The sequence below is a fragment of the Microbacterium xylanilyticum genome, from assembly GCF_054654695.1.
Map to the genome: position 1 here is coordinate 2,275,442 of NZ_BAAIEN010000002.1, position 21,626 is coordinate 2,297,067.

Annotated in this window: 17 protein-coding genes, 1 tRNA gene and 1 pseudogene; 6 read left to right on the top strand and 13 right to left on the bottom strand. The window is 71.4% G+C overall.

Annotated features, from left to right (window positions below; all coding sequences use genetic code 11):
* Positions 1-217 precede the first annotated feature (217 nt).
* A complete protein-coding gene (gene rpsT / locus ACYQ1L_RS11550) occupies positions 218-478 on the top strand; it encodes a 30S ribosomal protein S20 (protein ID WP_159576031.1) in 261 nt (86 codons plus the stop codon).
* Positions 479-655: 177 nt separating this feature from the next.
* On the opposite strand, the gene holA is transcribed toward rpsT, so the two are convergent.
* Genes holA through ACYQ1L_RS11565 form a run of 3 tightly spaced genes read right to left on the bottom strand, consistent with a single transcriptional unit; the run spans position 656 to position 4,928 of the window.
* Positions 656-1,717, bottom strand: coding sequence for a DNA polymerase III subunit delta (gene holA, locus ACYQ1L_RS11555; protein ID WP_460004275.1), 1,062 nt, complete (start codon positions 1,715-1,717; stop codon positions 656-658).
* A gap of 29 nt (positions 1,718-1,746) precedes the next feature.
* Positions 1,747-4,281, bottom strand: coding sequence for a ComEC/Rec2 family competence protein (locus ACYQ1L_RS11560; RefSeq protein ID WP_460004276.1), 2,535 nt, complete (start codon positions 4,279-4,281; stop codon positions 1,747-1,749).
* Positions 4,278-4,928: a ComEA family DNA-binding protein gene (locus ACYQ1L_RS11565; protein WP_460004277.1), complete on the bottom strand. Its 651-nt coding sequence runs from the start codon at positions 4,926-4,928 to the stop codon at positions 4,278-4,280. The genes ACYQ1L_RS11560 and ACYQ1L_RS11565 overlap by 4 nt, the downstream gene beginning before the upstream one ends.
* 237 nt (positions 4,929-5,165) lie before the next feature.
* Here ACYQ1L_RS11565 and ACYQ1L_RS11570 point away from each other — a divergent pair, with 237 nt between their 5' ends.
* Positions 5,166-5,768: an HD domain-containing protein gene (locus ACYQ1L_RS11570; protein WP_460004278.1), complete on the top strand. Its 603-nt coding sequence runs from the start codon at positions 5,166-5,168 to the stop codon at positions 5,766-5,768.
* An 86-nt stretch (positions 5,769-5,854) separates the two neighbouring features.
* Here the strand turns inward: ACYQ1L_RS11570 and ACYQ1L_RS11575 are convergent, their stop codons facing one another.
* Together ACYQ1L_RS11575 and leuS are read right to left on the bottom strand one after the other, a co-directional pair.
* Positions 5,855-7,597, bottom strand: coding sequence for an SGNH/GDSL hydrolase family protein (locus ACYQ1L_RS11575; RefSeq protein WP_460004279.1), 1,743 nt, complete (start codon positions 7,595-7,597; stop codon positions 5,855-5,857).
* A 40-nt stretch (positions 7,598-7,637) separates the two neighbouring features.
* Positions 7,638-10,229: a leucine--tRNA ligase gene (leuS, locus tag ACYQ1L_RS11580; RefSeq protein ID WP_460004280.1), complete on the bottom strand. Its 2,592-nt coding sequence runs from the start codon at positions 10,227-10,229 to the stop codon at positions 7,638-7,640.
* 122 nt (positions 10,230-10,351) lie between these two features.
* Here leuS and ACYQ1L_RS11585 point away from each other — a divergent pair, with 122 nt between their 5' ends.
* Positions 10,352-11,398 (top strand): App1 family protein phosphatidate phosphatase, encoded by a 1,047-nt coding sequence (locus ACYQ1L_RS11585; protein WP_460004281.1) that lies wholly within the window; start codon positions 10,352-10,354, stop codon positions 11,396-11,398.
* Entirely contained in the window at positions 11,395-12,300 is a 906-nt protein-coding gene (locus ACYQ1L_RS11590) for a 3-methyladenine DNA glycosylase (protein WP_460004282.1), read from the top strand. The genes ACYQ1L_RS11585 and ACYQ1L_RS11590 overlap by 4 nt, the downstream gene beginning before the upstream one ends.
* A gap of 25 nt (positions 12,301-12,325) precedes the next feature.
* Here ACYQ1L_RS11590 and ACYQ1L_RS11595 read toward each other — a convergent pair whose 3' ends face one another.
* A complete protein-coding gene (locus ACYQ1L_RS11595; RefSeq protein WP_460004283.1) occupies positions 12,326-13,540 on the bottom strand; it encodes a glycoside hydrolase family 3 N-terminal domain-containing protein in 1,215 nt (404 codons plus the stop codon).
* Positions 13,541-13,581: 41 nt separating this feature from the next.
* Between ACYQ1L_RS11595 and ACYQ1L_RS11600 the strand changes: the two genes are divergently transcribed.
* Entirely contained in the window at positions 13,582-14,871 is a 1,290-nt protein-coding gene (locus ACYQ1L_RS11600; RefSeq protein WP_460004284.1) for a threonine/serine exporter family protein, read from the top strand.
* A 21-nt stretch (positions 14,872-14,892) separates the two neighbouring features.
* Here the strand turns inward: ACYQ1L_RS11600 and ACYQ1L_RS11605 are convergent, their stop codons facing one another.
* The 4 genes and pseudogenes from ACYQ1L_RS11605 to ACYQ1L_RS11620 form a co-directional block, all read right to left on the bottom strand.
* Positions 14,893-15,963, bottom strand: a complete 1,071-nt coding sequence (locus ACYQ1L_RS11605; RefSeq protein WP_460004285.1) for a flavin-containing monooxygenase — start codon at positions 15,961-15,963, stop codon at positions 14,893-14,895.
* Positions 15,964-16,035: 72 nt separating this feature from the next.
* Positions 16,036-17,082 carry a helix-turn-helix domain-containing protein gene (locus tag ACYQ1L_RS11610; RefSeq protein ID WP_460005811.1) on the bottom strand — a complete coding sequence of 349 codons (1,047 nt, stop codon included), beginning with the start codon at positions 17,080-17,082 and terminating at the stop codon, positions 16,036-16,038.
* 162 nt (positions 17,083-17,244) lie between these two features.
* A pseudogene (locus ACYQ1L_RS11615) lies at positions 17,245-17,427 on the bottom strand (TetR family transcriptional regulator); the annotation flags it as partial.
* Positions 17,428-17,760: 333 nt separating this feature from the next.
* Positions 17,761-17,836 (bottom strand) — tRNA-Ala (locus ACYQ1L_RS11620).
* Positions 17,837-18,515: 679 nt separating this feature from the next.
* Between ACYQ1L_RS11620 and ACYQ1L_RS11625 the strand changes: the two genes are divergently transcribed.
* A complete protein-coding gene (locus tag ACYQ1L_RS11625; RefSeq protein WP_460004286.1) occupies positions 18,516-18,782 on the top strand; it encodes a hypothetical protein in 267 nt (88 codons plus the stop codon).
* A gap of 65 nt (positions 18,783-18,847) precedes the next feature.
* Here the strand turns inward: ACYQ1L_RS11625 and ACYQ1L_RS11630 are convergent, their stop codons facing one another.
* The 3 genes from ACYQ1L_RS11630 to ACYQ1L_RS11640 all read right to left on the bottom strand — a co-directional run bounded on the left by ACYQ1L_RS11630 (position 18,848) and on the right by ACYQ1L_RS11640 (position 21,541).
* A complete protein-coding gene (locus ACYQ1L_RS11630) occupies positions 18,848-19,657 on the bottom strand; it encodes a hypothetical protein (protein WP_460004287.1) in 810 nt (269 codons plus the stop codon).
* Between the two features lie 28 nt (positions 19,658-19,685).
* A complete protein-coding gene (locus ACYQ1L_RS11635; protein ID WP_460004288.1) occupies positions 19,686-20,573 on the bottom strand; it encodes an AbiTii domain-containing protein in 888 nt (295 codons plus the stop codon).
* Positions 20,574-21,067: 494 nt separating this feature from the next.
* On the bottom strand, positions 21,068-21,541 hold the full coding sequence (locus ACYQ1L_RS11640; protein ID WP_460004289.1) for a hypothetical protein: 474 nt from the start codon (positions 21,539-21,541) through the stop codon (positions 21,068-21,070).
* Positions 21,542-21,626 lie beyond the last annotated feature (85 nt).

Genomic DNA, 21,626 nt, shown 5'->3' on the forward strand with positions numbered 1-21,626 from the left:
TTCGCCAGCATGCACCATCGCGGCGCGCGGAGCTGCACACGACGCGCCACGGATCCGGGCGCTCCGGCCGCGATCCGCCGGTTCGGACTCCGGACGGATCCCTGATAAGATAGGTGATTGGCTTGCGTGCCAGGTCCCACCCTTGCACGCCGCCGGAGGCGCCCCTCTACCGCCAGGCCGGCACAACCATCCATCACTCGAACGAAGGTTTCCATCCGTGGCGAACATCAAGTCGCAGATCAAGCGCAACAAGACCAACGAGAAGGCGCACGAGCGCAACAAGGCTGTCAAGAGCGAGCTCAAGACCGCCGTCCGCAACACCCGCAAGGCGATCGCCGGTGGCGACAAGGCTGCCGCCGAGGCCGCCCTGAAGACGGCGTCGAAGAAGCTCGACAAGGCTGTCAGCAAGGGTGTCATCCACGCGAACCAGGCCGCGAACCGCAAGTCGTCGATCGCGAAGCAGGTCGCCGCTCTCTGAGCCGCAACTCTTCCGAAGGCCCGTCCCGTCTGGGGCGGGCCTTCGTCGTTCCCGGCCCGAGGCGGCGTCGTTCCCGCCCCGAGGCCGCGTCGTTCGCGAGGCGGGGTCGTTCGCGCCCGAGGCGGCGTCCTTGTCACCGGAACGGCGCAGCTCACGCGGCGGCGTCGGCGGATGCGCTCAGCGCGCCCCGGTGGGCGTCTCGCCGTAGGGAGCCCGCGTCGCGATCACGGTGATCATGCGCTCCAGCGCGAAGATGGGGTCGCGGGCGGCGCCCTTGACGTCGGCGTCTGCGCGCGCCGTGGCCTGGATGGCGAGACCGAGCGTGCGCTCGTTCCACCCGCTGAGATCGCGGCGGGCACGATCCACTTGCCAGTCCTTCATGCCGAGCCGAGCGGCGAGGGCCGCGTTCGATTCGCGGGATCCGGCGACGCGCGCCATCGACCGCAGCTTCATCGCGAACGCGGCCACCATCGGCACGGGATCCGCACCGGACGCGAGCGCATGCCGGAGCGCCACGAGCGCCTCGCCGAGGCGGCCGGCGATGGCCGTGTCGGCGACGACGAAGGCGGAGACCTCGACGCGGCCGCCGTAGTAGCGCTCGACGAGCTCCGGGATGACGTCGCCCTGCACGTCGGTGATGAGCTGCTGACATGCCGCGGCGAGCTCGGTGATGTCGTCGGAGAACGCCGAGACCAGGGCGCGCAGGGCCTGCGGGGCGATCCTCCGGCCCGCGGCGCGGAACTCCCCGGCCACGAAGTCGGCCTTCTCGTCGTCGCGCTTGATGGCCGGGCAGGCGATCTCGATCCCCCCGCCGGTGCCGGCGCGGACCGCGTCGAGCAGCTTCTTGCCGCGCACCGTAGCCCCCGTGTGCCGCAGCACGACGGTGGCCCCCTCCTGCGGGTGCTCGAGGTAGGCCACGGCCTCCGCGAGGAACGCGTCGGTGCAGCGCTCCACACCGGAGATGCGCAGCAGGCGCGGCTCACCGAACAGGGAGGGCGACGCGAGGCCGAGCAGGCTCCCCGACTCGTAGTCGTCCGCGCGCAGGTCGCTGACCTCGAGCGCCGGGTCCTCGGCGCGCAGATACGCGCGCACACCCGCGATCGCTCGTTCGGCGCAGATCTCCTCCGGCCCGGACACGAGCACGATCGGCGCCGGCCGGGGCTCGCGCCAGGACACCTGCGGGATGTTCGTCGCCTTCCCCCCGCGTCGTGCGGCGGAGGACGAGCGCGGTGCAGCCATGCTCCCAGCGTACCGGCGGGCACGGACCTTCACGGCGCTCTCGCCGTCGCCGAGGGAGCCGGTCCCGGCGTGTCGGCCGGCGCGGAGGGCGCCGGTCCCTGGGTCTCGGCCGGCGCCGGGCGCGCGGCCCAGATCCGCAGCCCGTCCTCGCCGAGCGACACCAGGATCGTCCCGCGCTGATCGGTGCGCAGGACGGGCACGCGCAGGGCCCGGAGCATGTCGAGGGTCACGGCGCGCGGATGCCCGTAGTCGTTGCCCGCGCCGACGGAGATCAGCGCGAGCGCAGGGTCCAGATCGGCGTAGAGCTGCGGATCCTGATCCGCACTGCCGTGATGGGCGACCTTCACGACCGTCAGGTGCCGTGGATGCGCGATCCGCCGCAGCATCCCCTGCGAGGCGGCGGACAGATCGGCGAGGAACAGCGAGCGCGGCACTCCCCCTCCGGCGACCTCGAGGATCACGCCGGCGTCGTTGCCCGGCGGGAACACCTTCTCGTCGCGGCGGGGCCAGAGCACCCGCCAGTCCGCCTCCCCCAGGCGGCCGGACATCCCGGCTGCCGCGATCGTGATGCGTGCTCCCCCGCGCGCGAGCCGGTCGAGCTGATGCTGGTGCGCGGCCGTGTCCACCGGCCCGTGCAGCACCACATCCGCGCGGCCCACCAGCACATCCGATGCACCGGCATGGTCGTGGTCGAAGTGCGTAAGCACGAGCACGTCCAGCCGCCCGATGCCGAGCTCGGCGAGGCAGCGCCGCAGCGGCTCCGGCTCTGGTCCGGTGTCGATCAGCAGGGTGCGGCCCGCGCTGCGCACCAGCACGGCGTCGCCCTGGCCGACGTCGCACATCGCGATCCCCCAGTCCGCTGGCCGCTGCAGGAGCGCCACGGGGCCGGTCACGATCCCCCACCCCGCGCCGGTGCCGAGCAGCACCGCGAGGAGCCCGCCGAGGATCGCGCGCCACGGACTCCGCAGCGGCGGGTGCGGCGCGATCGCCCAGAACACGGCCGCGCTGAGCAGCGCCACGACGAGCGCCGTGACGATCCCCGCCGGCGCCGCGATCGTCGCGAGCGGAAGCCCGGCGGTGACCACGGCCGTCTGCGCGATCCACGCGGAAGGCAGCCACGCGGCTGCCGCGAGCAGGTCGGCGAGCGGCGGGATCGGCATGGCGAGGCAGGCGAGCAACCCGAGCACCGTCGCGATCGGCGACGCGGGCTCCGCCAGCAGGTTCGCCACGACCGACACCAGGGACTGCTGTGCGGCGAAGAGCGCGATGATGGGCCCGCACGCGAGTTGGGCCGACAGCGGCACCGCGACGGCGAGCGCGACAGGGCCGGGCAGCCACCGGGCGAGTCCCGCGGCCAGCGGTGGCGCGAGCACGATGAGTCCCGCCGTCGCGGCGGCGGACAGCGCGAATCCGGGCGCCGCCGCGAGGTGCGGTTCCGCGAGCAGCAGCACCGTCACGGCGAGCAGCAGCACCGACAGTCCGGCACGCGGGCGCCCGAGCAGCAGCGCCGCCATCGCGACGCCGGCCATCGCCGCCGCCCGGATCACGCTCGGCTGCGGTGTCACCAGCACCACGAAGCCGGCCAGGGCGAGCACCGCGACCAGGATGCGCAGCACTCGGCCGCAGCCGCAGAGCGCGACGAGCCCGAAGGCGGCCGCCGCGACGAGCGCCAGGTTGCTGCCGCTCACCGCGGTCAGGTGCGAGAGGCCGCTCGCCTTCATGGCCGTGTCGAGCTCGTCGCCCACGGCGCGGACGTCGCCCACCGCCAGTCCGGGGAGCAGCTCGGACCCGGGTTCCGGGAGGCGCTGGGTGCGCGCGATGAACGCCGCGCGCACGTCCCCGGCGATCGCCTCGACCGGCCCGCCGCGGGACACGTGCGTCACCGGTCCCTGCGCGAACAGCACCACCGCGGCACGCTCGCCGGCGTCCGTGCCCTTCACCTGCGCGGCGAACCGGAGCACCGTTCCCGGACCGAGGGTGCCCGAGCGGTCGTCCGGCGGCACGCCGATCCGCACCGGCACGGCGAGGGCCTCCGGGTGGCGCCCCGGCCCCAGGCGGATGGCTTCGGCGTCTGCCCAGAGCCGCCCGTCCGCCCCGAGCGAGGGCAGCGAGCGCACACCGACCTCGGCGGTCACCACGTGGCCCGCGAGCGCTGCAGCGCGCTCGCGCGCCGGCTCCGCCCACGCCGCGGACAGCGCGATGCCCCCGGCGACCGCGAGGCACACGACCACCAGGGGCGCGGCCCGCGCGACGGCCGCCATCACCGCGCCACCCGGCGAGCGCGAGCCGGCGGACAGTCGGCCCGCGCCGCGTCCGCGAGACGCCGGCCCGCGAGCAGACACGCGCGCGCACACGCCCAGCACGAGAACCGCTCCGAGCGCTGCCGCCCCGACCGCCGGAGGGGCCGCCCACGGCGCGAAGCAGACGAGGAGCGCCACCGCCCACGCGGTGACCGCGACCGGCACCATCCGCACGTCGCGCAGCCGGCGGCGCGGCGCGGGCGCGTCGGATGTCGACGCCCGTCGGCCGCCCGCCACCCCTGCGTTCTGCGGAGCCGCCCTCATACCCGCACCTTGTCGCGGATCCCGGCCAGCATCTTCTCGCCGATGCCGGACACCCCGAGCAGATCGTCCACGCTGGTGAAGCGGCCGTTCGTCGTGCGCCACTCGATGATGCGCTGAGCGAGCGCCGGCCCGACCCGAGGCAGTTCTTCGAGCGTCGCCGCATCGGCGGTGTTGAGGTCGATGAGTGCCCCCGCCGCGCCCGCAGGAGCCGTTCCCGACCCTGCTGCGGGCCCCGCACCGGCTGCCGGCGCTGCGCCGACGGCGGGCACGGCGATCTGCTCCCCGTCCGTGACGGGCCGGGCGAGGTTCACCGCGGCCAGATCGGCCGAGGGCAGGGTTCCGCCCGCGGCCGCCAGTGCCTCCGCGACCCGTGCGCCGTCGTCCAGCACGTACAACCCGGGCTTGGCGACCTCGCCGAGCACATGCACGTAGACGCTCCCCGCCGAGATCCCCGAGACGCCGGCGCTCGGCTCAGGGCTCACCGGGATCTCCGCCGCCCCCGTCGAACGGCTCAGCAGCCCGATGCCGACCGTCACCGACACGGCGGCCAGCGCCACCACCACCGCAGCGCCCAGGCCGAGGCGCAGCCGCCGCGGTGCGCGCGCGACGACGGGCGCCGGGCTCTCGGACTCCGCCTGCTCGCTCACACGCCGACGCTAGGCGGCGCGGATGGCCGGATCCGGGTCGCCCCCGGAACCCGTGCGCAACGTCCTGACCCCGATCGATGTGGAGGCCGAGCCACCCACGACGGCCGCACGAGCGGGCTGCGCCGCACGGAGCCCTCACGCGCAGCTCGCAGTGCCCGCGCCGCACGCCGCCCCGCGCATGACGCCCCCGCGCACCGGATAGCCTGATCCCGATCCTCTCCCCCGACCGGAGCGACCATGCGCCTGCACGACTTCCTCCCGCCCGACACCGCTGCGGCCCGCGGCGCCCGCGATCTGGTCGCACAGTTCCATTCCCCGGCGCTGGCGCACCACGTGCAGCGCAGCTGGCTGTGGGCCGAGGCCTTCGCGCTGCTCGAGGGCCGCTCCGGCATCGACCACGAACTCCTCTACACCGGCGCGCTGCTGCACGACATCGGCTTGGTTCCGGCCTACGACAACCATGTGCTCGGATACGAGGAGGCCGGCGGCTTCGTCGGCGAGGCGCTGGCCGCGGGCGCCGGCTGGGCCGCCGCGCGGCGGCAGCGCCTCAATGACGTCATCGTGCGCCACAACTGGCCGTCCGTGGATCCGGCCCTGGACGTCGAGGGCTATCTGCTGGAGATCGCGACGGGACTCGACATCTCCGGGCGGCGCGACGAGGAGATCCCGCTCGCCTTCCGCCAGGAGGTGCTCGCCGCCTACCCTCGCCTCGATCTCGCCGACGAGTTCGGCGCCTGCGTGCAGGCGCAATCCGAGCGGAAGCCGCACAGCCACGCGCGGCGCCTCGTCGATGGCGGGCTGATCGGCAAGCTCGCGGCCAACCCCCTCGAGCGGCTCTGACGGTCCAGGCGGCGCTCGCCGCTCGACCGTGATCCGCTCGAGCAGCGTCACGCTCGTGCGGCGCCGACGCAGCAGGATCGCCGCAGTCAGCGTCCGAGCTCGGTCCGCAGCGCGTCGGCGTAGTGCGGGCCGATCCTGTCGTGCCCCGCAGGCGTGAGGTGCACGTTGTCGGCCTGCGGTGCCGCATAGTCGCTGACCCACCCGGCCACGGAGATCGCGTGGACGCCGAGCTGCCGAGCCCGTTCCGTCACCGCAGCGTCCATCGCCCGCCGAGCCGCGTGGGCGGCGTCGTCGCGGCTCATCACGCCGTCCACGACGATCGCCGCATGCGGATAGATCGCGCGCAGCAACCCGATCAGCTGCTCCTCGGCGGCTGCGACCTCGCCGGTGGAGCGCTGTTGCGCGGCATCGTTGCCGCCGAGCGTGACGATCACGACTCCGGGATCCCCGTCCGGCAGCAGGAGGCGGTTGCTCGCGACGCTCTCCGCGAACCCTGCTCCGAGTCCGCGGATCGGAGCCAGATATCCGGATCCGCCCAATCCGAGCTTCACGATGTTCGGGAACCCCGCGCCGCGGGCTCCCTGCTCGATCCACGAGTTGCCGTCGCATTGCGAGTCGCACAGGAGCACGGCCGTGGACGCGTCGACGGAAGCCTGCGGAACCGTGAGCAGACGCCCCTCCCGCAGGACGGTCTGTCCCTTCTGCCAGTCCTGATGCGCGCCACGGTCGTCAGTCCAGGAGTCCTTTGTCGGCCAGCCGAACCGGGATGGATCAGCCTTCCACACCGCGAAGTCGGCCGCGTCCATCCGGAACACCCCGGACCCCTCGTGCCACAGCAGCGCTCCGCCCGCGAAGCTCTGATAGCGCCCGCCGGCCACGTCGACCTTCTCCCCCGTCGGAAGCCCGAGGTCGCCACGGGCGCCGCCGAGCTCCTCGTAGCGCTTCTGGATGTCACCGGCCGTGGTGGCGAGGATCGTGCCGTCGTGGTCCGACCGGTACAGCGCACCGCCCTGGAAGGGCTGCGTCCAGCCGCCCTCGACCCGTGACGCCTCGGCGGTCGGCAGGCCGAGCGAGCCGTCGGCGCCGCCGCGCTCGCGATAGGCGGTGAGGAACGGCGACTGCACCGAGACCCCACCCGTACCGGCGGACCACCACACCTCGCCGCCGTCGAAGGCCTGCACCAGCCGGTCGCCGACCGCGCGCTGGGTGGTCTTCGGATAGCCGAGCGGCCCGGACGTCCCTCCCGCGCGGCGGTGCGCCGTCGCGATGTCCGAGATCGTGGGCACGGGATCGCCGTCCCGCAGGTAGACGACGCCGTTCACGAACTCCTGCACCCGCGTGCCCCGCCGGTCCGCGTGCTCGGCGTTCTTCGGGAAGCCGAGTCCCCCGCGTTCCTGGGAGTACCGCAGCCACGACCGCCAGAACGCGCCGCGCACGAGCGTCGTCTCGCCCCCGGTCGCGAAGATCCCGGCACGCTGGAATGCCTGCCAGGGCCGGTCGGCGGATCCGCTCTCCTCCGCGATCGGCAATCCGAACCGCGAGACTCCGCCCCGATCCCGGAACGCCTCGCCCACCGCGTCGTCGCGAACGATGTGCGCCGAGCCGTGCACGCCCGCGTAGATCGAGCCCCGGCGGTAGTCCTGCACGCAGACGCCGACCGCGCAGCTCTCGCGGTTCCACGCCGCGCCGAGCTCGTCGCTGTGCCTGTGCCACAGCGCGCCGATCGCGCTGCTGTCGCTGATCGGGCGCGGCAGCTGCCACGCGAGCAGCACGCCGGCGCCGGCCAGCACAGCGACCAGCGCCACCGTGCCGAGCAGGCGCCTCGTCACCCTGAGGGCGCGCGCTCCTTTCCCCCCGGAGCGCACGGACTCAGCCCTTGACGGCGAAGTTGACGATCTTCGGAGCGCGCACGATCACCCGCACGATCTCCTTGCCGTCCAGGGCGCGCTGCACCTTCTCGTCGGCACGGGCGAGCGCCTCCAGGTCGGCCTCGCCGATCTTGGCCGGGACCTCGAGGGTGGCGCGCACCTTGCCGTTGACCTGCACAGCGCAAGTCGCCGTGTCCTCGACCAGCAGGAGCGGATCCGCCTGACGCCAGGTGACGAGGCCGACGGAAGGCTCGTGCCCGAGGACCTCCCACATCTCCTCGGCCGTGTGCGGCGCGACGAGATCCAGCATGACGGCGACGGTCTCGGCCGCCTCGCGCACGGCAGGGTCGGAAGCGCCGGAGCCGCTGTCGATCGTCTTGCGGATCGCGTTCACCAGCTCCATCAGGCGCGCCACCAGCACGTTGAACTTGGTCTGCTCGACCAGCGCCGGCGCGTCCGCCAGCAGATGGTGCGTGATCCGGCGCAGGGCCGCGTCGCCGCCGTCGAAGACCACGTCGACCGGGCTCGCCACATCGTGCGCGACGCGCAGCGCGCGGGCCAGGAACTTCTGCGCTCCGGTGGTGGAGACGTCTTTCCAGTCCTTGTCGTCCTCGACCGGGCCGGCGAACGCCAGGGCGACGCGCAGCGCGTCGGCCCCGTAGGCGTCCAGCTCCTCCTGGAACAGCACCAGGTTGCCCTTGCTCTTGGACATCTTGGCGCCGTCGAGGATCACCATGCCCTGGTTGATCAGGCTGGAGAACGGCTCGGTGAAGTCGATCAGGCCCATGTCGAACAGCACCTTGGTGATGAACCGCGCGTACAGCAGGTGCAGGATCGCGTGCTCCACGCCGCCGATGTACGAGTCGATGGGCGCCCACCGGCGCGCCTCGGCGACGTCGAAGGCGACGGAGTCGCTGTTCGGGGACAGGAAGCGCAGGAAGTACCACGAGCTGTCCACGAAGGTGTCCATCGTGTCGGGGTCGCGCAGGGCCGGCTCTCCCGTGGCGGGGTCGACCGTGCGCACCCACGACTCGGCCGCACCCAGCGGGCTGGTCCCCTTCGGGGACAGGTCCAGGCCCTCGACGCTGGGCAGGCGCACCGGCAGCTGGTCCTCCGGCACCGGCACGATCTCGCCGTCCTGCGTGTGCAGCATCGGGATCGGCGTGCCCCAGAAGCGCTGCCGGGAGATCAGCCAGTCGCGCAGGCGGTAGTTCTTCGCCGCGCGGCCCTTGCCGGCCGCCTCCAGCTGCTCGATCGCGCGGGCGATCGCGTTGCGCTTGGACAGCCCGTTCAGCTCGCCCGAGTTGATCATGCGGCCGTCGCCGGTCAGGGCGATGCCGGTCTTCGCCGGGTGCTGGTCGTCCAGCGACTCCGCGGGCTCGATCGGCACGCCGTCCTCGTCCACCTCGATCACGGGCAGGGCGCCGGTGATCGGAGCGGTCGTGTCCACGACGACCTTCACCGGCAGGTCGAACGCTCGGGCGAAGTCGAGGTCGCGCTGATCGTGCGCGGGCACGGCCATGACGGCACCGTGGCCGTAGTCGGCCAGCACGTAGTCGGCGGCCCAGATCGGCAGGCGCTCGCCGTTGACGGGGTTGATCGCGTACCGGTCCAGGAACACGCCGGTCTTCGGGCGATCGGCCGACTGGCGGTCGATCTCGCTGGTCTTCTGCACCTGGGTCAGGTACTCCGCGAACCGCGTGCGGACGTCCTCGCTCGCCCCCGCGGCCAGTTCGGCCGCCAGGTCGGAGTCCGGCGCGACGACCATGAAGGTCGCGCCGTGCAGGGTGTCCGGACGGGTCGAGAACACCGTGACGACGCCCTCGCGGCCCTCGATCTCGAAGTCGACGTCGGCGCCGACAGAGCGGCCGATCCAGTTGCGCTGCATCTGCAGCACCTTGTGCGGCCAGAACCCCTCGAGCTGGTTCAGGTCGTCGAGCAGCCGGTCGGCATAGTCGGTGATCCGGAAGTACCACTGCGTCAGATTCTTCTTCACGACCTCGGCGCCGCAGCGCTCGCAGCGGCCGTCGACGACCTGCTCGTTCGCCAGCACGGTCTGGTCGTTCGGGCACCAGTTCACCGGGCTCTTCTTGCGATAGGCCAGCCCGCGCTCGTAGAGCTTCAGGAACAGCCACTGGTTCCAGCGGTAGTACTCCTCATCGGAGGTGTGCAGCTCGCGGCTCCAGTCGAACGAGACCCCGTAGGTCTTGAAGCTCGCCTTCTGCTGAGCGATGTTCTGGTAGGTCCACTCCCGGGGATCCGCCCCGCGGCGGATCGCGGCGTTCTCCGCGGGCAGGCCGAACGAGTCCCAGCCGATCGGGTTCAGCACGTTGTGCCCGCGGTGCCGCCAGAAGCGCGCGACGATGTCCGAGTACAGGTAGTTCTCGGCGTGTCCCATGTGCAGGTCGCCCGAGGGATACGGGAACATCGCCAGCACGTACTTGCGCGGCCGCACGTCCTCGCTGCCGCCGGCCTGGAACGTGTCGTTCTCCGCCCAGTAGGCCTGCCACTTGTCCTGAAGCAGCTCGTGCACCGACGGCGAGTCTTCATTCGACGGGGTGTGGGACGGGTTCTCAGACAACGCGACGACCATTCTCTGCAGCAGGGGAGAAGAACGCCCGGAAACAGGGCAACCTACAGATTATCCCAGGCCGTGGCGCACCCCGGGCCGGGCCGGGTGAGCATCCGGGCCGGGCATGGGAGACTGGAGTCCCTATGCCTTCCTCCTCGTCCGCGCCCGTGCGGATCCACTGGTTCGCCCGCCTGGAGCACCGCTTCCACGCCTGGCGCGAACGACGCGCCCGCCGGCGGGGCCGCAGCGCCACCGTCGTGCCGTTCCCCGGTTACGGCGGCCCCGGGTGGATCCGGGTCGTCGGACGGGTGCTGATCCTGCCCAAGAGCCGACGCGGCGGCAAGGACGCGAGCGTGCGCGGCTGGCGCAGCTTCGTCGGCATCCCGGTGAGCTTCGCGACGGTGACGATCACCGTCGCCGGGCGCACGCACGAGGTCGCGGCCGACCGCGGCGGCGTGATCGACTGCCGCATCGAGGCCGAGCTCGAGGCCGGCTGGCAGCAGGTGACGATGACCGTCGAGGGCCAGGATCCCACCCCCGCCCGCGTGTTCGTCGTCGCCGAGGACGTGCGCTTCGGCGTGGTGTCCGACGTCGACGACACCGTCATGGTGACCGCGCTGCCGCGCCCTCTGATCGCCGCGTGGAACTCGTTCGTCGTCGATGAGCACGCCCGCACGCCCGTGCCCGGCATGGCGGTGCTGCTGGAACGGCTCATGCGCGACCACCCTGGCTCGCCCATGATCTACCTCTCCACGGGTGCCTGGAACGTGGCGCCGACGCTGAACCGGTTCCTCTCGCGGCACCTGTTCCCCGCCGGATCCATGCTGCTCACCGACTGGGGACCGACCCACGAGCGCTGGTTCCGCAGCGGTCGCGAGCACAAGCTGCAGAACCTCGAGCGTCTCGCCGTGGAGTTCCCCCACGTGCGCTGGCTCCTGATCGGCGACGACGGGCAGCACGACGAGGCGATCTACGGCCAGTTCCTCATCGAGCACCCCGACAACGTCGCCGCGGTCGCGATCCGCCGCCTGCTCCCCGCCGAGGGCGTGCTCGCAGGACGCCGCGCCGCCGCCCGCGCCGACGGCGACCAGCCCGAGGCCGACGACCTCGCCCCCTGGGTGAGCGCTGAGGACGGCGCCGGCATCCTCGACGAGCTCATCGAGGTCGGCGTCGTCCGCGCCGAGCCATGAACCAGACCGGCGCGCCCATCCGCCCCGATGCGGTGGCGGGGCCTCCCTCTGCGCGCCTCGACCGCGCCGCATGGACGGCTCGCGCGGAAGCGCACGCCGCACGCGCGGACGCGCTGACCGCGGAGCACCGCGCTCGGCAGGCCCGCCGCGAGAAGCATCCGGTGCACGACTTCCTCTTCACGTATTACGGGTACAAGCCGGGTCAGCTGCGCCGCTGGCACCCCGGTGCGGGCATCGCCCTCGAGGACGCGCCGGAGCGGGCGGCATGGCGCTGGTACTCCCCCGCACCGGGTCGCGACGCGTACGCACCCGACGCGGCCGCGTACCAGGCGGACAAGCCCGAGCTCGCGCGGCTCGTGCACGCGATGCTCGCCCGCACCGCGGCGCGCCCCGGGCAGTTCGGCTGCTTCGGGCTGCACGAGTGGGCGATGGTGTACCGCACGCCGGAGCACCGTCACGAGGTGCCGCTGCGGCTCGGTCAGGCCGGCACGGACAACGTGGTCCAGCAGGGCGAGCTGCGCTGCACGCACATCGACGCGTTCCGGTTCTTCACCCCGGACGCGGTGCCGCGCAACCGCCTCGCGCCGACCCGCGAGAGCCAGCCGGAGCTGGAGCAGCCCGGGTGCCTGCACGCAGGGATGGACGTGTACAAGTGGGCGATGAAGCTCGGCCCGCTGGTGCCGGGCGAGCTGCTGCTGGACGCGTTCGAGCTCGCGCGCGACATCCGCGTCCTCGACATGGAGGCGGCGCCCTACGACCTGTCGGACTGGGGTGTCGAGCCGGTGCGGATCGAGACCGCGGAGGGCAAGGCCGAGTACGTGCGCCGGCAGCGCGGCTTCGCCGAGCGCGGGAACGCGCTGCGGTCCAGGATCCTCGACGCGTGGCTGGGGTCCGCGGTCTGACCCCCATCGGGATCCGAGCTGCGTTTCAGCGCCCGGCGAGCTGATCGGCGATCTGCAGGCGGAGCGCGACCACCCGCGATGCGGCCGCGACGAGGCGATCCCTCGGCAGCGCGCCGCCCTGCACGGCGGCGGCGAGACCGTCGGCGATCCGCCGTGCGGTGTCGGGGCCCGCGCCGTCGAGCGCGAGGACGAGATCGCTGCCGGCGGCGATCGACTGCACGGCGTCGGCGACCTCGTCCGCGTAGGCCGACTCGCCGGAGTCGATGAGCATGTCGAGGTCGTCGGTCACGATGACACCGCGGAAGCCCAGGTCGTCGCGCAGGATCCGGTGCCAGGTCGGCGAGAGGGATGCCGGTTGGGCGTCGACGGCGGTGTAGGCGAGGTGCCCCATCATCACCAGCGGCGCTCCGGCCCTGATCCCGGCCAGGAACGGCGGCGCCACCTGCGCACGCCAGGTCTCCAGATCCATCGCGGTCGCCGGGATCATGTGGTGCGAGTCCCCCTCGGCGGCGCCGTGGCCCGGGAAGTGCTTGAGGGTGCTACGCACTGCGGACGCCTCCCCGCGCACGGCCGCGTCGACGCGCTCCGCCGCCGCGGCCGGATCCGTACCGAACGAGCGGGAGTAGATGAAGGAGTCGGGCCCCTGCGCGATGTCGGCCACCACGCCGAAGTTGACGGTGACGCCCGCCTGGGCGAGCAGCGAACCGCGCGCCGCGAACGCCGCCTGCGCAGCGCTCGGCGGCTCGGACTTCAGCACGTCGGCGCCGGGCTCCGTGTCCCAGGGCAGGCGCGTCACATCGCCGCCCTCCTCGTCCGTGGCGATGAGCGGCGGCAGCTCGGGGTCGACGGTCAGGGCGGTCGTCACGCCGCGCAGGCCGTCCGCCGTGGGCGGTATGTTGCCGGCCATCAGGATGAATCCGCCGAACCCGCCGGTCATCATCGCGTGCAGCGCCGCGGGATCCGTGCCCGGGGCGTTGCCCATCACCACGCAGGCCGCCTGCTGCGCCACGTCCATCCGCTCGACGATCCGCCGGGTCCGCTCCGCGAGCGTCGGGGGCGCGCTCGCCGTGGCGGTCGGAGTCGGTGAGGCGCTGGACCGTGCGGAGGAAGCCGTCCCGCCCGTGGTTGCGGAGGGGGCGCACGCCGCGGCCACGAGGGCAGCGGCGAGCATCGCGGTGGCGGCGGCCGTGCGCCGGCCCGCCCGGCGCGCGTCGTGCCCACTGCTCGCCCGCGATCGCATGGGTTCCAGCCTAGATCGCCGCAGGTTCTACGATCTCTGTGATGTCCCCTTCCGAATCCGTCTCGCCGGACGTCGCGCTCGGCGATCTCGGCGCGCTGCTGCTCGACGCCGGCGTGTCGGTGACCGACGTGCGCGGCACCCTCGAACGCGCCCGCGACGCCGTCGTCCCCGGCACCGAGCTGGCGTTCGCCGTGCTGCCCGAGCACGTCTTCGTGAGCCGCCCCGGCGTGCCGCGGGCGACGACCATCGCGGCAGGCGGCGGGCCCGCGCTCACGTTCCGGCAGACAGCGCACGCCTCACGGCTCGCCCGGCGACTCGAGGCGGGACGCGTCACGCTCGACCAGGTGCCCGGGCACGTGGCGCACATCCGCGGCCTCGAGCGTCGGCACCCCGTGCTGCAGACGGGGCTCGGCGGAGCCCTGCTCTCCGCGGGGCTCGCGGTGCTGTTCCGGTGCCCGTGGTGGGCCGTCCTGCTCGCGATGCTCGTGGGCGCGCTCGTCGCGTCGATCGTGCTCATCACCGAGCGGATCCGTGCGGCGGCCGCCGTGGTGCCGTTCGTGGCGTCGCTGATCTCGACCCTCGTCGTCGGGGTGGTGGCCGATCGGCTCGACTTCGGTGCGGTGCCGCTGTTCGCCGTGTGCGCGCCGGTGGCGCTCCTGGTACCGGGAGCGCTCATCACGAACGCCCTGCTCGAGCTCACCGCGGCCGACATCGTCACGGGGGCGTCGCGGCTCGTCTACGGCCTCATCATGCTCACGTTCATGGCGGCGGGGATCTTCACCGGCGCCGCCGCGACCGGACTCCGCGTCGATCCGCACTCCGCCGCGCTCGTCGGTGAGACGTCGCTCGTCACCGGGCACGGCGGCTGGGAGGCGGTTCCGCCGCTCGCCTGGAGCTGGATCGGCGTCGTGGTGCTCGCGATCGGGATCGGGCTGAGCTTCGGATCCGGCTTCCGGCTCACGATCGCCACGGTGATCGTGATGATCTGCACCTATGCGGCGCTCATGCTGCTCAGTCCGTTCACCGGCAGCACCGTGGCGACCGGGGTCACGGCGGGTCTGCTCTTCCTCGCCGCCCGAGTGCTGGAGCGGATGACGCAGGCCCTGCCCGCGACGGTGTCGTTCCAGCCGGCGTTCCTGCTGCTGGTGCCCGGGACGGTCGGACTGGTCGCGCTCGCCTCCTTCGATGCGGCCGCGCTCGCTGCGGCGCCGATGATCTTCATCAGCCTGTGCATCGGCACGAAGGTCGGCGCGCTCCTCGCCGACCTGCTGCGGATCACCCGTCCGGTGGCGCCTTCGACCGCGACCGGGTCGATCCGCATCATCCGCTGAACGGATCGACGGAGCGCGGCCCTATCGGGCGTCCGCCGCGAGGCGTGCACGAGCGAGGTGCTGCCGCACGCCGCGGGCTGCGGTGCGTCCGGCGCGGTTCGCTCCGATCGTGCTGGCGGAAGGACCGTAGCCGACCAGCTGGATCCGCGGATCCTTCACCGCGGTGGTGCCGCGACCGCCGTGATCGAGCTGGATCCCGCCGCGCTCGCTGCGCAGGTGCAGCGGTGCCAGGTGCGCGATCGCGGGGCGGAACCCGGTGGCCCACAGGATCGCATCCACCCGCTCGAAGGAGCCGTCCGCCCAGCGCACGCCGTCGGGCTCGATGCGCTGGAACATCGGCCGCCGGGCGTCGTAGACGCCGAGCCGGGCGGCCTCCTGCTCCTGCGGCCGCAGCATGAGACCCGTCACGCTCACCACGCTCTGGGGCGCGAGCCCCTGCGCCACGCGCTGCTCCACGAGTGCCACCGCGGCCGCGCCCGCCTCGGGCGTGAAGTCGTCCGTGCGCCAGACGGGCGGTCGGCGGGTCGCCCACAGCACGTCCGTGATCGGGGCGAGCGCCCCCAGAAACTGCACGGCCGAGGCGCCGCCGCCGACGACGAGCACGCGCTTGCCGCGTAAGTGCTCCAGCCCGGGGTAATCGACGGTGTGGAACTGCTCGCCGAGGAACGTCTCCATGCCCGGGTAGTGCGGCAGGAACGGATGCGTCCAGGTGCCGGTGGCGTTGACAAGCGTGCGCGCGCGCCACGTTCCCTCCCCGGCGTGCACCACCAGGATCCCGTCGTCATCCGTCACGCGGTCCACGTGCACGGGACGCAGCACCGGGAGGTCGTGCGCCCTTTCGTAGGCGGAGAAATAGGCCGGCACGGCCCGGTTGGCCTGGGCCGTGGTGCGCGGAGGCGGCACCGAGCCGGGCAGCTCGGCGACGCCGTGCACGTCCTGCATGGTGAGCGCATCCCAGCGATGCCGCCAGGCGCCGCCCGGTGCGTCGTCCGCGTCCAGCACCACGTGCGGGATGCCGAGCCGGCGCAGGTGGTACGAGGTCGAGAGCCCCGCCTGGCCGGCGCCGATCACGATGCTGTCGAGGATGTCCACCGCCGGTGCAACGTCACGACGACGCGCGCTGTTCCCGTGGCGCGGCGTGGGCGCGCGCCGCGGGTCGGGGCGCTAGTGCGTCGCGACCAGGTCTCCGCTCGTCGGGACCGGATCCGGGTCCGGGAACGGTGCGTCGCAGGCGTACGACCGGCGATAGGCGCTCGGCGCGATGCCGACCTCGCGTGTGAAGTGGTGCCGGAAGAGGGTGGCGCTGCCGAAGCCGCAGGACGCCGCGATCTCCTCGATCGTCGCGTCTGTCGACTCCAGCGCCAGCCGCGCCTGCAGCACGCGCTGCGACGCGAGCCACTGCATCGGCGTGACGCCCGTCTCGGCCACGAACCGCCGTGCGAAAGTCCGGCTGGACATGTGCGCGCGCCGGGCGAGCGACGCCACCGAGTGCGGCTCGGCGAGGTGATCGTTCATGTGCGCGAGTACGTCGCCGAGGGCGTCGGAGGGCACCCGGGGCACCGGGCGCTCGATGTACTGCCGCTGCCCGCCGTCGCGCTGCGGCGGCACGACCATGTTCCGGGCGATGATGTTCGCCGTAGCGCTGCCCAGTTCCCGGCGCACGAGGTGCAGGCTCGCGTCGATGCCCGCGGCAGTCCCGGCGCTGGTGATGAGCTCGCCGTCGTCGATGAACAGCACATCGGGATCGACGCGCGCCGTCGGATAGCGCCGCTGCAGCTCCTCGGCGTAACGCCAGTGCGTCGTGCAGGCACGACCGTCGAGCAGGCCCGCCGCTCCGAGGATGAAGGCTCCGGAGCACGCGCTGAGCAGGATCGCACCGCGGTCGGATGCACGCCGGAGCGCATCGAGCAGCTCCGCCGGATACTCGTCCGCGGGCCGGACCCGCACTGCGGGAACCGCGATGAGGTCGGCGTCCTCCATCGCGTCGAAGCCGTGCTCGGGCACGACCTGCGCGCCCACCTGCGTGGTCACGGGCCGGCCGGGCTCGATGCCGCAGACGCGGAAGTCGAACGCCGGCACGTCGGAGTAGACGCTGCGATCCAGCCCGAACACCTCGGTCAGGAGTCCGAACTCGAACACGGCGAGGCCATCGATCACGGGAAGAGCGTAAGGAGTGCTGGAGTCGACCTCCAGCCCCGTGGCCGGCTGCATGGCGAGGCGGATTCCGGCCTGCACGAGCTCGTCCCTCGCGATCAGCTGTGCGAGGCCGTCGAAGAGACGGAGGATGCAGTCCAAGCCGGAGAGCGAACGCTCCTGAACGTCGGCGAGCACCTGCGCCATGCGCTCCTGCTGGGCGGCGAGGACCGCACGTGCCACGTCGTCCTTGTTCCCGAAGTGGAAGTACAGGGATCCCTGACTGATCCCGGCCTGTTCCGCGATGTCCCTCAGCCGCGCATCGGCGTAGGCCATCCGGGAGAACACCGCGCCCGCCGCCGTCAGCAGGGCTTGCTGGGTCTCCACGCCATTCGCTCGTTTCGCAGCCTTCGCTTCTCTCACGTCGTTCAGACCTTCCGGGGTCGGAGGCCGGCTGCTGGGCTGTCACGCTGAGGAGTTCCCGCACCGCCCGATCGGTGCGGGAACTCCCGGTGGCGCGGCAGCACCCCCTCTGCCGCTCAGCGCGGGCACGATCGCCGCGTCCCCCGGCGATCATTTCGTCGCCCACCGCCGCTCCGATCGTCCCGCGCGGCCTGTCAGCCGGCTCATGACGATCACTCCCATACTAAGTCAGCCGTCCAACTGAGTTTGACGACAGACCGCGACGCGTCACGGAGCGGCGCCGTACGCCGGACACGAGAAAACCCCCGTGATCGCTCGGATCACGGGGGTTTTTGGTGGACCTGAGGGGACTCGAACCCCTGACCCCCTGCATGCCATGCAGGTGCGCTACCAGCTGCGCCACAGGCCCGGACGGTCTCGCGGATGCCCAAAACCCCGGGATCCAGCCCTTCGGCTTCACTCCGGTGGTGGTGATAGCCAGCATACGCGACTGGGGTTCGAGCTATCTGGACGGTCCTGGAGAGATCTCGAGGTATCTGAACCGTCGAGTTTGTGTCTACATCTCAAGTCTCGGCCGCCCGGGGCACGGTCAGTATCCCCTGTCGCACGGGCTCGCGCCAGCCGGAGACCGCGTCGTCCATGGAACCGACGAAAGCTGGGCGCACACTGCGCGCTGCCAGTTCTGGAGCGCCGCCCCGAACTCTCTCCGACCCGGCGCGGAGGTTCTCGGCGCCGACGTGGACAGATGCTTAGTGCGGGCACTCAAGGGAGAGTTCCCCGCATCGCCGCCGCGCTCGCTGTCACTGCCATCGCCCTGCCGGGTGGCCCTCGTCGCATCCCTATCCGGGCAGTGAGCCAAGTGGGAAGCAGCCGGGCACCGCGTGCTTATGCATTCGAGGACCATCGCGACACAGGAGAATGCCGGACAAAGGGCCGGTGGCAGGACTCGGTGACGTGGGCGTGCCCTCCCGCGAGGGTCGACCGGTGATCGTCTCGCATCCGGGAGTCTGGATAGGTTTGAGTCATCGCGTGGGCCTCCTGCCTCCGCATCGACCCGGTGCACCGGTCGGACCAGGGCGCCGTGCGTCGTGACCTCGAGACGGCTGCTGTCGCTGCAGGGCTCGACCGCAGCTACGGCGTATCGCGGCGGGCATCTCTGCCCTGACGACGCGGCGCTGGTGGATGAGATCGGCAGCATCGTCCCGAGCCTGCTCGAGCGCAGCGTCTGGGATGCCGTCGACCCCGACAGCATCGCGCGGCGCAAGAGGATGCACGAGCCGCAACTGATCGGTGTCACTGCGTGGGCCGACGTGGCCCGGACATGGAGGCGGTGCCGGTGCGCTTGGCTCATGTGAACCCCGGCGCGCTGACGGAGCCATTGTGGTTCGGGATCTGGTGAGTGTCAGGTGGTTTCTACGAGTTACGGCTTGAAGATCGTCACGATTAGGGCAGCTGCGGCGATCAAGGCACCTGCGATCGCCGCCCACGCCGCCCACCAGCTGCCTCTCTTGGCGCTCTTCGAAACGGTCAGTGCTGCCTGGTCTGACTGGGATGCGGCCTTTGTGTGGTCCCGCTGAGACTGGAGCTGGTCGCGCAGAGTCTGGAGTTGATCACGCATGGTGGCCATTTGCGCGTGCTGCGCGGTTAGTTGCTCATCGGCCCGACTCAGCAGCGCATTGAGGAGTTCGATGGTGATGCCCGGAAGCTTCGCGGCGAGTTCCTCTGCGGTGAGGTCAGGTGCTTCGGCGGAGTCGAAGTCGATTCCGTCGATGACGAGATGCTCCGTCGGCTCCGGGAGCGAGTCGCGGAAAGCCTTCCAGTTCGGATAGTCGACAACCAGGTCGGTCACCCACGACTTGTCGATCCCGGGTGTCAAGGCCAGCCCGGCGAGCGCACCAGCGATCGACTCAGCAGCGGAGGAGCTCCAGTTGGCGACTACGTCGGTGAGCGGAGCAAAGGCCTGCGCAGCTACCACCACCGCCTTGTCATGAAGCGGGTGCGCTTGGTCATCGACTATCGCGTTCAGTCCCTCAAGACCCATGTCCAAGAGCTGTTCGATCTCTGGATCGTCGGACTTCGGGCGGCTACTTTCGAGCACGACCCATTCGCCGTTCACCTTCACATGAACATCCGGCGATTGGTCCGGTTCGGCTTCGCCTGGCGAAGTCTCCTGTGCTTCCGTTGGTGCCGCCTCTTCGGCATCCTCGCCGCTATCCGGCTCGTTGTTCATCGCGGCTCCCAGTCCTGCGGTGTCTCCGTCACAATCCAAGGAACCCCTTGCCCAGTTCGAGCAGCGAACCGGCAGCCAGGTCGGTCCCGACGCCAGCGGCGGCGGCGACCGCACCCGTGCGCACCCTGTCGAGGAAGCGCCTCACCTTTGGGGTGTCGACGCTCTCCTCCTCGATCAGGATCTGAGTAAACTCCTCGGCATCAGCGCCTGAGAGCCCCAGCGCCTCGGCCTCGCGACGGAGCGCCTCGGCATCGCCCATGTTCACCTTCGAGCGCTGCTCAATCTGTGAGCCGGTCGCGACGTTAGCGCCGTCGCCATAGATGTTGTTCGTGACGTTGTAGACGACCAACGCGAGCGCAGGCTCGGTGGCGACGGTCGGCCCACCGACCGAGCCGGCTGTCGGGTCGGCGCTCTGCAGATCGAGTGCGAACTCCAGCGCCTTCGACCGGATCACGTCGATCACTCCGCGCAGGCTCTGCGGGGTGATGATGTTGTGCGCCTGGTACAACCCGAAGAACTCCAGCGCGAAGATCTTCGAGTGCTCGTACTCGTGGACGGCGTATGCGGACCACTCGCGCGATAGGTTGCCCTCGGCCTCGGCGAGCGCCTGGATCTCCATCACGGGTTGCCGCATCTCAACCGTCCACCATGGTTCCAGTGACGGCAGTTTCACGCTCAAGTTGAACTGGCGCACCTCCCGCATCGGCCCTGTGAACACACCGTTGACCTCGGTTTCGCGTACGCGGTACGTCGGCAGGGGATCATCCGCCCTGTAGCCGGAGAGTTCGTTCCGAGCCCACTCGACGACCTCGGCCGTACCGAGGCGAGACGCGGCGACCTGAACTCTGCGGAGCAGGTCAGACGCGGCGACGTTCGAATCGACGCTGGCGTCGATGATGTCGTCGAGAACAGTCAAGGCACCTACGCTAGCGAAGCGCGGGAGCCGATATCGTGACCAAGTGAACCCCGCCATTCAGGCAGCACAGACAGCCGATGCATCGCGACGTGGACGCTCATCGTCGCGATAGCCGCGGCGATTGTCACGGGCTGGCAGGCCCTCACGATGTACCTAGAGCGACAGCACACCCGCACGGCGTCGCTGGTGATGCCTGTGGCCGGGCCGGGGAGCCGCGGACGATTAAGAAGAAGGTTGGATCCGCTGCTCACGGCGTTCAGGTGCTGGTGTGGGGTGTGCTTTCGCCCTCCGTGCCGTCCGCCTCTGCAAGCTCGAGCAGTCCTGGTGAGCGAGTAGACGTGGATCGCCCGTGCCTCAACCGCAATGGCGTCGCACAACGTGGCGCCACGGCATCGGATCCGCATGAGGGCAGTGCCCGATGGCGGGGTGTGGCGCGCGACGTCAGGTGAGGACGCGGCCCGGGCGGAGGTCACGGAGTCGACTTCTACCACCGGCTACCGCAGCCGAGTGATCACGGCCCGGACACCTGCGATGGCGAAAAGGGTGGAGGTGGCAATGATGGCGTACTTCACACCCGCGCTGTTCACGCCTCGCAGCGCGCGTTCGTTCGCGGCGCCGTTCTCGGCGGCGAAGGCGGCTTGCTTGTCGGCCGTCTTCAACGCCTCGTCGAGAAGGGCCTGTCGGCGCTCCTCGCTGAGGCCTTCCCGACTCAACTCGCCCTTGATGATTGAACGGGCGTCGGCGTACGCATCGTGTACGTGCTTGGACTCCGCGGTGCGGGCGTCAACATTCTTTTCGGCAAGCCTTTCTTGATACCCCAGCGCGTCGAGAAGGAAGGTCCGCAAACCAGGCACCGTTTCGATGAGCTTCCCGCGCAGCTCCTCAGACACCTCTGGCAGCTCGATCCCAAGCGCGTACAACTGCTCCTGCGTGAGGTTCTCGAGCGACTCGACCCCCAGCTTCTTCATGACTGCATCTGCGTCATCCAAGCTCGCCACATTTGCCCCCTCGCTTTTCGGCGTAACCGGCCCCACGCTACCGGCTAACACCGTG

Excerpts from the sequence above, each read along its gene's own strand:
- holA (WP_460004275.1), bottom strand. The coding sequence starts at position 1,717 with ATGGCTGCACCGCGCTCGTCCTCCGCCGCACGACGCGGGGGGAAGGCG.
- ACYQ1L_RS11560 (WP_460004276.1), bottom strand. The coding sequence starts at position 4,281 with ATGAGGGCGGCTCCGCAGAACGCAGGGGTGGCGGGCGGCCGACGGGCG.
- ACYQ1L_RS11570 (WP_460004278.1), top strand. The coding sequence starts at position 5,166 with ATGCGCCTGCACGACTTCCTCCCGCCCGACACCGCTGCGGCCCGCGGC.
- leuS (WP_460004280.1), bottom strand. The coding sequence starts at position 10,229 with ATGGTCGTCGCGTTGTCTGAGAACCCGTCCCACACCCCGTCGAATGAA.
- ACYQ1L_RS11585 (WP_460004281.1), top strand. The coding sequence starts at position 10,352 with ATGCCTTCCTCCTCGTCCGCGCCCGTGCGGATCCACTGGTTCGCCCGC.
- ACYQ1L_RS11590 (WP_460004282.1), top strand. The coding sequence starts at position 11,395 with ATGAACCAGACCGGCGCGCCCATCCGCCCCGATGCGGTGGCGGGGCCT.
- ACYQ1L_RS11595 (WP_460004283.1), bottom strand. The coding sequence starts at position 13,540 with ATGCGATCGCGGGCGAGCAGTGGGCACGACGCGCGCCGGGCGGGCCGG.
- ACYQ1L_RS11600 (WP_460004284.1), top strand. The coding sequence starts at position 13,582 with ATGTCCCCTTCCGAATCCGTCTCGCCGGACGTCGCGCTCGGCGATCTC.
- ACYQ1L_RS11610 (WP_460005811.1), bottom strand. The coding sequence starts at position 17,082 with ATGCAGCCGGCCACGGGGCTGGAGGTCGACTCCAGCACTCCTTACGCT.
- ACYQ1L_RS11630 (WP_460004287.1), bottom strand. The coding sequence starts at position 19,657 with ATGAACAACGAGCCGGATAGCGGCGAGGATGCCGAAGAGGCGGCACCA.
- ACYQ1L_RS11640 (WP_460004289.1), bottom strand. The coding sequence starts at position 21,541 with ATGAAGAAGCTGGGGGTCGAGTCGCTCGAGAACCTCACGCAGGAGCAG.